Annotated in this window: 9 protein-coding genes; 7 read left to right on the top strand and 2 right to left on the bottom strand. The window is 65.1% G+C overall.

Annotated features, from left to right (window positions below):
- Positions 1-42: 42 nt before the first annotated feature.
- Together B4F07_RS02330 and B4F07_RS02335 are read left to right on the top strand one after the other, a co-directional pair.
- The gene (locus tag B4F07_RS02330) at positions 43-1,038 is read left to right on the top strand and encodes an aspartate carbamoyltransferase catalytic subunit (protein ID WP_293696895.1); all 996 of its coding nucleotides are present in this window, start codon (positions 43-45) and stop codon (positions 1,036-1,038) included.
- The gene (locus tag B4F07_RS02335; protein ID WP_293696892.1) at positions 1,029-2,243 is read left to right on the top strand and encodes a dihydroorotase; all 1,215 of its coding nucleotides are present in this window, start codon (positions 1,029-1,031) and stop codon (positions 2,241-2,243) included. Before B4F07_RS02330 ends, B4F07_RS02335 begins: the two co-directional genes overlap by 10 nt.
- Positions 2,244-2,377: 134 nt before the next feature.
- On the opposite strand, the gene B4F07_RS02340 is transcribed toward B4F07_RS02335, so the two are convergent.
- On the bottom strand, positions 2,378-3,679 hold the full coding sequence (locus B4F07_RS02340) for an Hsp70 family protein (RefSeq protein WP_293696889.1): 1,302 nt from the start codon (positions 3,677-3,679) through the stop codon (positions 2,378-2,380).
- A gap of 188 nt (positions 3,680-3,867) precedes the next feature.
- Here B4F07_RS02340 and B4F07_RS02345 point away from each other — a divergent pair, with 188 nt between their 5' ends.
- The 4 genes from B4F07_RS02345 to B4F07_RS02360 all read left to right on the top strand — a co-directional run bounded on the left by B4F07_RS02345 (position 3,868) and on the right by B4F07_RS02360 (position 6,978).
- On the top strand, positions 3,868-4,503 hold the full coding sequence (locus B4F07_RS02345) for a 50S ribosomal protein L25/general stress protein Ctc (protein WP_293696904.1): 636 nt from the start codon (positions 3,868-3,870) through the stop codon (positions 4,501-4,503).
- A gap of 149 nt (positions 4,504-4,652) precedes the next feature.
- On the top strand, positions 4,653-5,222 hold the full coding sequence (gene pth, locus B4F07_RS02350; RefSeq protein ID WP_293696886.1) for an aminoacyl-tRNA hydrolase: 570 nt from the start codon (positions 4,653-4,655) through the stop codon (positions 5,220-5,222).
- A gap of 217 nt (positions 5,223-5,439) precedes the next feature.
- Positions 5,440-6,435 carry an SDR family oxidoreductase gene (locus B4F07_RS02355; protein ID WP_293696883.1) on the top strand — a complete coding sequence of 332 codons (996 nt, stop codon included), beginning with the start codon at positions 5,440-5,442 and terminating at the stop codon, positions 6,433-6,435.
- Positions 6,436-6,588: 153 nt separating this feature from the next.
- On the top strand, positions 6,589-6,978 hold the full coding sequence (locus B4F07_RS02360) for a DUF4087 domain-containing protein (protein WP_293704486.1): 390 nt from the start codon (positions 6,589-6,591) through the stop codon (positions 6,976-6,978).
- A 31-nt stretch (positions 6,979-7,009) separates the two neighbouring features.
- On the opposite strand, the gene B4F07_RS02365 is transcribed toward B4F07_RS02360, so the two are convergent.
- The gene (locus tag B4F07_RS02365) at positions 7,010-7,651 is read right to left on the bottom strand and encodes a CAP domain-containing protein (protein WP_293696874.1); all 642 of its coding nucleotides are present in this window, start codon (positions 7,649-7,651) and stop codon (positions 7,010-7,012) included.
- A gap of 144 nt (positions 7,652-7,795) precedes the next feature.
- Here B4F07_RS02365 and ychF point away from each other — a divergent pair, with 144 nt between their 5' ends.
- Positions 7,796-8,893: a redox-regulated ATPase YchF gene (gene ychF, locus B4F07_RS02370; protein ID WP_293704488.1), complete on the top strand. Its 1,098-nt coding sequence runs from the start codon at positions 7,796-7,798 to the stop codon at positions 8,891-8,893.
- The last annotated feature ends 187 nt before the right edge of the window (positions 8,894-9,080 follow it).

A 9,080-nucleotide genomic window follows, 5' to 3' on the forward strand; every position in this document is an offset into this window, starting at 1 on the left:
CGCTTGCCAGAATCGCGGTGTCTGCCTAAACGCTCCCCTTTAATGACATCATCAACAATCCGACCCGCCAGCGACTATCCGCCCGGCGGCGATGCCTTTCGCCATCGCCACCTGATCGGCATCGCCCAGCTGACCCCGTGGGAGATCAGCTATGTTCTCGACGCTGCCGAAGAGTGGGTCGATCTGAATCGCAGCGGTGCCGCCAAGCATGACGACCGCCTCGCCGGGCTCACCATCATCAACGCCTTTTTCGAAAATTCGACGCGTACGCTCTTGTCGTTCGAGATCGCGGGAAAACGCCTCGGGGCAGACGTCGTCAATATGCACGCCGCGCAATCGAGCGTCAAAAAGGGCGAAACGCTGATCGACACCGCGATGACGCTGAACGCGATGCGCGCCGACGCGATGGTGATCCGGCATGGCAGCTCGGGGGCGGTCCAGCTGATCGCCGACAAGGTCGACTGCCCGGTGCTTAACGCGGGTGACGGGCGCCACGAGCATCCAACGCAGGCACTGCTCGACGCGCTCACCATCCGCCGCCGCTTGGGACGGGTGGAAGGCCTCACCATCGCGATCTGCGGCGACGTGCTGCACAGCCGCGTCGCGCGCTCCAATATCCTCGCCCTCACCCTGCTCGGCAACGAGGTGCGCGTTGTCGCTCCCGCGACGCTCACCCCGCCCGCAGTCGACCGGATGCATGTGACGACCTTCACCGATATGGACGAGGGGCTGAAGGATGCCGACGTCGTGATGATGCTCCGCCTCCAGAACGAACGTATGGACGGCGCCTATCTGCCCAGCGCGCGCGAATATCATGCGCTCTACGGCCTGACCCCGAAACGCCTCGAAAAAGCCAAGCCCGATGCGATCGTCATGCACCCCGGCCCGATGAACCGCGGGGTCGAAATCGACAGCAGCGTCGCCGACCACCCAACCCGCTCGACGATTACCGAGCAGGTCGAAATGGGGGTCGCGGTCCGCATGGCGTGCCTCGACATCTTGACGCGCCGCCAGCGGGGGGTCGCGGGATGGAACTGAGACCGCTCCTGATCACCAACGCGCGCCTGCTCGGCAGCGAGATCGGCAGTCTGCTCGTCACCGAAGGCCGCATCGCCGCCCTTAACCCGAATGAGACGCCGGACGGCACCGAAACGGTCGATGCCAAGGGCCAGTGGCTCGCCCCCGGTATCATCGACCTTGGCGTCTTTGCCACCGACAAGCCCGCCTTTCACTTCGGCGGCATTACCCGCGCCGCGCTGATGCCCGACGCCGGGCCGCTCGACGACCCCGGCCTTGTTGAACGTGCCGCAAAGGGCGGCAAGCCCGACCTGTGGGTCCACCCCGTCGCTGCCGCCACCAAAGGCCTCGTAGGCAAGGAACTCGCCGAAATCGGCCTGATGAAAAGCGCGGGCGCGCGCGCCATCGCCACCGGCCGCACCCGCATCGCCGACAGCGGCGTCATGCGCCGCGTTCTCGCTTACGCTGCGTCGCTCGACCTTGTCACGATCATCCATGCCGAGGATGAAGGGCTGACCGCTGGCGCGGTCGCCACCGACGGCGAAATGGCGACCCGCCTCGGCCTCGCCTCCGCGCCCGCCATCGCCGAAGCGATCGCGATCGCGCGCGACCTCGCGCTCGTCGAGGAAACCGGCGCCCCCGTCCATTTCCGCCAGGTCACCACCGCACGCGGCCTCGACCTGATCCGCGCTGCGAAAGCCAAGGGGCTGCCGGTCCTCTGCGGCATCACCCCGGCGCATCTGTTTCTGGCCGACACCGCAATCGGCGATTTCCGGACCTTCGCGCGTCTGTCGCCGCCGCTGCGCAGCGAAGACAACCGTTTGGCCTGCCTCGCGGCGGTCGCAGATGGGACGATCGACGTCCTGTCGTCGGGCCACGACCCGCGCGGTCCCGAGGACAAGCGCCTGCCCTTTGCCGAAGCGTTGCCCGGCATGGCGGGCGCCGAAACCCTGCTCGCGTTCGGCCTGAACCTCGTGCGCGACGGCCATGTCACGCCCGCCCGCCTATTCGACATGCTCGCCGCCACCCCCGCCCGCCTGCTCGGCCTCAACGCCGGGCGTCTGGCAGTGGGCATGGAGGCCGACCTCATCCTGATCGACGATGGCACCCCGTGGCAGGTCGATGCGAAAAAAATGGCGGCTTATGCGGGCAACACGCCATTCGACGGTATGCCGGTGCAAGGCCGCGCGACCGCGATGTGGAAGGGCGGATTGCGGGTGCGGTAGAGCGGCGCTGGGGTGGATCTCCAGACCGTCTTCTGTTTCCGTTCGTGTCGAGCGAAGTNNGTGTCTCGACTTCGCTCGACACGATAGGGATTTGAGGGATGGCTCATCCGCAATCGATCGTCGCCGCCCTCCCCTCAAACCACCCACTCCCACGGATCATCCTCCTCCCCAATCAACGCCAGCCCATGTGCAATCGACGTCAGTTCGCCGCCGCCCGCAATCCGCTCCACCCCGAAGCGCCGCTCGAACAGCGCCCGGATCGCGGGGATCAGCGACGATCCGCCGGTCAGGAACACGCGGTCAATCCCCTCCGGCGCCAGCCCTGCCCGCCCCAGCGCCGCATCCATCGCCGCCTCGATCCGCCGCAGATCGTCGGCGATCCATGCCTCAAAATCGGCACGCTGCACCACGGCCTCGATCTCGACTCCATCGCCCGAGAAGCGAAACGCCGCCTCGTCGGCGTTCGACAGCGCGCGCTTCAGCCGCCCGACGGCATCGTATAACGGGAACCCCTGCTCATGCTCGATCAGCGCGATCATTCGCCCGATCGGCACGGGATCGACCGCGTCGCGCTGCAACCGCTCCAGCTCATTCAGCGTCCGCCGGTTGCGCATCAGCGCCAGCCGCGACCAATCCCCGAAATCCCGAAAATACCCGCCCGGAATTTCGAGCAGCTTGTCGAACGAGCGATACAGCCCGCCCTTGCCCAGCATCGGCAGCACCAACTGATCGACAATCCGGTAATCGAAGCGGTCGCCCGCGATCCCGATCCCCGACGATGCCAGCGGCACGCAGCGCCGCGGACTGCCCGGTGCCGCGACCCGTACGATCGAAAAGTCGGTCGTCCCGCCGCCGAAATCGGCGACGAGGATCGTCGCGGGCTCGCTCAATCGCGATGCATAGCTATGCGCCGCGCCCAGCGGCTCATGCACATAATAGATCTCGGTCCCAAAGGCTTGGAGCATCGCGTCATACCGCTGCCGGGCCAGCGCCGCATCGGGCCGCGTCCCGGCATATTCGACCGGCCGCCCGACGATCACGCGCTGCGGCAGCGCATCGAGCCGCCCGCCGGCGTGTGCGACCAGCCGCTGGAGGAACAGGCGCCCCATATCCTCGAAGCGGTACGGCTTGCCGAAAATCAGCGCACGCTCGAACGACGCGCTTGCCGCCACGCTCTTGAACGACTGGACGAAGCGGCTGTCGAGCGGCGACTGGAGATATTCAGCGATCGCCCACGGCCCCGCCTCATGTGCGACGCCTTGCCACGCCCGCTCCTCTTCCCAGAAACACAGCGCCGAGCGGAACACCGCCCCGGTCGCCGCGTCCCCGGCAAACTCGACCAGCTCCGACCCGCCCTGCCCGTCGGTCAAGGCGACCACCGTATTGGTCGTCCCAAAGTCGAGCCCGAGCGCACGCGCCGCGGCTTGGCTGGTCATGGCGTGCTCCTGTGAATTGGCGGCGGCGCCTATTGCACGCAGCGGGCGGGCCGACAAGGCGGCAGGCAGACACATCAATGACCGCCCGCGCTTGCATTTCCTGCGCTTCCCCGCTAAGCGCCGCCGCTTCCGACCATGGTCATCCCTGGAGGCGTGGCGGACTTTGAAACTTTTCTCGGAGAATAATGATGAGCGACCAGCTGGTGCTGTCGGCCGAGACGCGTGATCGGGGAGGCAAGGGAGCCTCGCGTGAACTGCGTCGTAATGGCCGTGTCCCCGCCGTTGTCTATGGCGGCAAAGAAGAACCCCTGATGATCCACGTCGAAGAAAAGCTGCTGATGAAGCAGCTGATGACGGGTCACTTCATGAACTCGGTCGTGATGATCGACGTCGGCGGCAAGCAGATTCGCACGCTGCCCAAGGACGTCGCGTTCCACCCGGTCAAGGATCGTCCGATCCACGCCGACTTCCTGCGCATTTCGAAGGATTCGAAAGTCCAGGTCGCGGTGCCCGTGGTGTTCATCAACGAAGAAGCCTCGCCGGGCCTGAAGCGCGGCGGCGTGCTCAACGTCGTTCGCCACGAACTCGAACTGATCTGCGACGCGGACAAGATGCCCGACGACATCGAAATCGATGTGACCGGTTATGATGTTGGCGATTCGATCCACATCAGCGCGATCACGTTGCCCAAGGGTAGCGAAAGCGCGATTACCGATCGCGATTTCACCATCGCCACGATCGTCGCCCCCTCGGCGATGAAGTCGAGCGAAGGCGACACGACGGTCGATGGCGGCGAAGCTGCTGCCGAAGGCGACGAAGCCTAAACGCTAACCATCTTGGCCCCTCCCCTTCAGGGGAGGGGTTGGGGTGGGGTTTTGCGGGGCAGCGCGAGGCCGATGGCCCACCCCGCTGCGACTAGGCAGCAAGCTGCCAAGTCTCGCTGCCCCTCCCCAAAAGTGGAGGGGATTTTTCGATGCAGCTCTGGGTCGGCCTTGGCAATCCCGGTCCGCAATATGCGATGCACCGCCACAATGTCGGCTTCATGGCCGCCGATGTTATCGCCGATGTTCATGGCTTTGCCGCCCCAGTGAAGAAATTCCAGGGCTGGATCCAGGATGGGCGCATCGGATCGACGCGCATCCTGCTGCTCAAACCCGGCACCTTCATGAACGAGAGCGGCCGCAGCGTGCGCGCCGCGCTCGATTTCTACAAATTGACGGCGCAGGACGTCACCGTCTTTTACGACGAGCTCGACCTTGTGCCGATGCAGGTCAAGGTCAAACGCGGCGGCGGCGCCGCGGGCCACAACGGCATCCGTTCGATGATCCAGCATATCGGCGAAGATTTCCGCCGCGTCCGCATCGGCATCGGTCATCCAGGCCACAAGGACCGCGTCACCGGCCATGTGCTCGGCAATTATCACAAGAGCGAGATGGAACCGCTGATCGACCTGCTCGGCGCGATTGCCGCCGAAGCGACGTGGTTGGCCGAGGACAACGACGTGCGCTTTCAGAGCGATCTGGCGCTGCGTTTGCAGGGATAGGCAGTGGCTGGAAACGACCAATTGCGGCCATAAACTTTCGTCATCCCGGACTTGATCCGGGATCCATGCGCCCTCTCAGCAGCGGGCGGCGTATGGCCTCATGGACCCCGGATCAAGTCCGGGGTGACGAAGAAACGAACGGCCGCTAACCACCACAAAGCCGCCGATTTGGCAGCCGATGCCAACTAGGGCATTATGGTTCCGAGAGGAGCCAGTCATGACCAACCGCCATACGCCCAGCCGCCGCCAACTTATTGCCGGAGCCGCCGCGCTGACCGCCGCCGCCCCTGCCCTGCTGCAAGCCGCAACCCCTGCGCCAGCGCCGTCGCTCAAAGGCCGAACCATCCTGATCACCGGTGCATCGAGCGGCTTTGGCCGGGTCGGTGCGCTGTTCTACGCCCGGCTTGGCGCCAAGGTCATCGCCACGATGCGCGGCCTGCCGCGGCCCGAAGCGGAAACGCTCGCTGCCGAAGCCGCGAAGGACAAGCTGGACCTGCATATCGTCGAAATCGACGTCACCAGCGACGCCTCGGTCGCGAGCGGGACCGCCAAGGCGTTGGAAATCGCGGGGGGCCGCATCGACACGCTGATTAACAATGCCGGTATCGGGATCACCGGGCCGGTCGAGGTTCAGGACATGGCAGCGACGAAGCTGATCTTCGACACCAATGTCTTTGGCATCCAGCGGATGCTCCGCGCCGTGCTGCCGCAGATGCGCGCCGCGAAAAGCGGACAGATATTCAATATATCGTCACAGTTGGGACGCGTGATCGTCCCCGGCGGGGGACATTATTCGGCGACAAAATTCGCGGTCGAAGCCTTGTCCGAACAGCTTGCCTATGAACTGGTCCCGCATGGCATTGAGGTGACGGTGATCCAGCCCGGCGGCTATCCGACCAACGTGTGGATCAATCGCAACGCCTATACCGGGGCGCTGAAAGAGCGCAGCGATCCCGATCTGCTCGCTGCCTATGCGCCCTTTACGCGCGGCATGGGCACCGAGGATGGCAGTGGGCGCAGCGCCGACCCGCTGGACGTCCCGCAGGCCATTGCCGAGATTATGGCGATGCCCACGGGCAAACGTCCGCTGCGCCGCGCCGTGCATCCCGGCAATAAGCCGCAGGAGGCGATCAACCGGGTGTCCGCCGAAGTGCAGGTCGCCTGGCTGGGCGGCGGCGCGCTGGGGCCGCTGATCAAGGCAGTCCATGATTAATCGCCGATGGTCGAACCGCAGACCCTGACCCTGCGGCGGCTGGCATACCGGTGCACCGAAAAGATTTGTCGTCGCTGGCGGCGATGGCATGGTGCGGAGCGAAAAAGGGCTGGACGGGATTGCGATGTGCCGCCCCTCGCTCAGGAGATGTCGATGCGAATCTGGCGAACTGCATTACTGACGCTGGCGATCGGTGCGATCGGCCCCGGCCAACTGGCCGATGCCAAACCGACCGCGCCGCGGTCGGAAAAGCGCTGCGGCTGGATCGATAATCCAACCCCCGCCAATTGGTGGCTCACCGACGCGGCCGGACAATGGACCATCGGCTTGCAGGGTGGCCATCAGGCACCGGGGTTGAACAGCCTGCCCGACATGCGGACCAAGGGCTGGGTCGAGACCAATGGCTCTTATGGCTATGGCTGCGCCTGCATGCAGGTGACGACCGATGAACCCACGGGCCGGGTCACGCGCATCTATTCGGCGACACCGTTGCCAATCAAGCGCTGCATCGCCGACAGGAAATTGCCGCCTCGCGATCGTTAGACGGTCAGCGCGGCGGCGGCGCGGCTGATCGTTACGGTGGCGGTGGCGGTGACCCGTCAGGGGTTTGCGACATCAGGGTCACGCACATCGTCCGGTGGACGCGGTGCGGGCCGCAGGCGACGCCGGCGTAGCGGTGCGTCGGACGGAGCAGGCTGTGGCGGTGGCCGCGGTCGGGGACGCCGTCGTCGATCAGCAATTGATGCACCACCCCCGCGGGGCTGTGGTGGCCGTAGGTGATGACTTCGTTGACATAGGGGCCGCCGCCGCGCGCCTTCATACGTTCGCCGGGGCCGTTGCCGCGGGTGTAGTGGCCGACGGCGCCCGACCGCGACTGGACCGCGACATGATCGGCGGCGGCGGCGGCCAGCTTGTCGCTCTGCTGCAAGCGCGCCAGCGGCTTTTCGGAACGCAGATCGCGGATAGCCTCGTCGACCGCGATGACGCCCTCGTTGGTCATTATGTCGATCTCGTCATCCGCTTCGGCGATCAGCAACCGACCCTCGAACCGCGGGCGATAGCTGCGCAGGACATCGGTATAGGCGGCGGGATCGCTGCGAAAGCGGTTGAGTTCGGCGAGCACTTGGGCTTCGAAACGGCTCGGCGCGGCGCTGGCAGCGACCGCGCCAAACCCTAGCAACAGCGCGGCAGTGGTCCATCGAACAGACATCATCATGGCACCCGCGATAAAGCCGCAAGGCTGAACCGTTCGCAACGATAATCTGGCGCGTCAAAAGCTGGCGTCGCGGGCGACTTGGCGCTAGGGGCGCTGCAACCCCGGCCCCTCCTGTTTTAGGCGCGCCGGTCACACGGAGTTTTTATGGGTTTCAAATGCGGGATCGTCGGCCTGCCCAACGTCGGCAAGTCCACCCTGTTCAACGCGCTGACCGAAACGGCGGCGGCGCAGGCGGCCAATTATCCGTTCTGCACGATCGAGCCGAACATCGGCAACGTCGCAGTCCCCGACGCGCGGCTCGAAAAGCTCGCCGCCATCGCGAGCAGCAAGAAGATCATCGCGACGCAACTGGCGTTCGTCGATATCGCCGGGCTGGTCCGCGGCGCGTCGAAGGGCGAAGGGTTGGGCAACCAGTTCCTTGGCAACATCCGCGAAGTCGATGCGATCGTCCACGTCCTGCGCTGTTTCGAAGATGACGACATCCAGCATGTCGAAAACAAGGTCGATCCGGTGGCCGATGCCGAGACGGTCGAGACCGAATTGCTGCTGTCCGATCTGGAAAGCCTCGAAAAGCGCGTCCCCGCCTTTGTGAAGAAAGCCGCACAGGGCGACAAGGAAGCCAAGATCGCCGCGTCGGTGCTGGGCCAGACGCTCGAGCTGCTGCGCGAAGGCAAGCCCGCGCGGCTGACCGAACCGAAGGACGAGGAAGAAGCCCGCGTCCTACGCACTGCGCAGCTGCTAACGTCAAAACCCGTGCTCTATGTCTGCAACGTCGATGAAGGCAGCGCCGCGAACGGCAATGCGTTCTCGGAAAAAGTGTTTGCCAAGGCGGCCGCCGAAGGCGCGCAGGCGGTTGTCGTATCGGCCGCGATCGAAAGCGAGCTGGTGACGATGGACATGGCCGACCGGATGGAATTCCTCGCCGAAATGGGGCTGACCGAAACCGGCCTCGCGCGCGTCATCCGCGCCGGGTATGAGCTGCTCCACCTGATCACTTTCTTCACCGTCGGCCCGCAGGAAGCGCGCGCGTGGACCGTCCACACCGGCGCCACGGCGCCCGAAGCCGCGGGCGAAATCCACAGCGACTTCCAGAAGGGCTTCATCCGCGCCGAAACCATCGCGTACGACGATTATATCGCGCTGGGCGGCGAAGCGCGGGCGCGCGAGGCGGGTAAGCTGCGCGCCGAAGGCAAGGCGTATGTGGTGCATGATGGGGACGTGATGCACTTTTTGCATAGCTGATCCGGCGACGTCATCGTGATGCGGATCATCGGCATTGCGGTGGGAAACTTCCCTCATGTCTTCGTCACGCCGGACTTGATCCGGGGTCCATGAGGCCTTGCACCGCCCGCTACTGAGAAGGCGGATGGATCCCGGATCAAGTCCGGGATGACGAGAAGGAGAGAATCCTCCCTGTCGCGTAGCGATG

Source organism: Sphingopyxis sp. UBA6723 (genome assembly GCF_002454115.1).
Lineage (GTDB): Bacteria > Pseudomonadota > Alphaproteobacteria > Sphingomonadales > Sphingomonadaceae > Sphingopyxis.

Bases quoted from the DNA above. Each gene is read 5' to 3' on its own strand.
- B4F07_RS02365 (WP_293696874.1), bottom strand. From the start codon at position 7,651: ATGATGATGTCTGTTCGATGGACCACTGCCGCGCTGTTGCTAGGGTTT.
- pth (WP_293696886.1), top strand. From the start codon at position 4,653: ATGCAGCTCTGGGTCGGCCTTGGCAATCCCGGTCCGCAATATGCGATG.
- B4F07_RS02360 (WP_293704486.1), top strand. From the start codon at position 6,589: ATGCGAATCTGGCGAACTGCATTACTGACGCTGGCGATCGGTGCGATC.
- B4F07_RS02335 (WP_293696892.1), top strand. From the start codon at position 1,029: ATGGAACTGAGACCGCTCCTGATCACCAACGCGCGCCTGCTCGGCAGC.
- B4F07_RS02340 (WP_293696889.1), bottom strand. From the start codon at position 3,679: ATGACCAGCCAAGCCGCGGCGCGTGCGCTCGGGCTCGACTTTGGGACG.
- B4F07_RS02355 (WP_293696883.1), top strand. From the start codon at position 5,440: ATGACCAACCGCCATACGCCCAGCCGCCGCCAACTTATTGCCGGAGCC.
- B4F07_RS02345 (WP_293696904.1), top strand. From the start codon at position 3,868: ATGAGCGACCAGCTGGTGCTGTCGGCCGAGACGCGTGATCGGGGAGGC.
- ychF (WP_293704488.1), top strand. From the start codon at position 7,796: ATGGGTTTCAAATGCGGGATCGTCGGCCTGCCCAACGTCGGCAAGTCC.
- B4F07_RS02330 (WP_293696895.1), top strand. From the start codon at position 43: ATGACATCATCAACAATCCGACCCGCCAGCGACTATCCGCCCGGCGGC.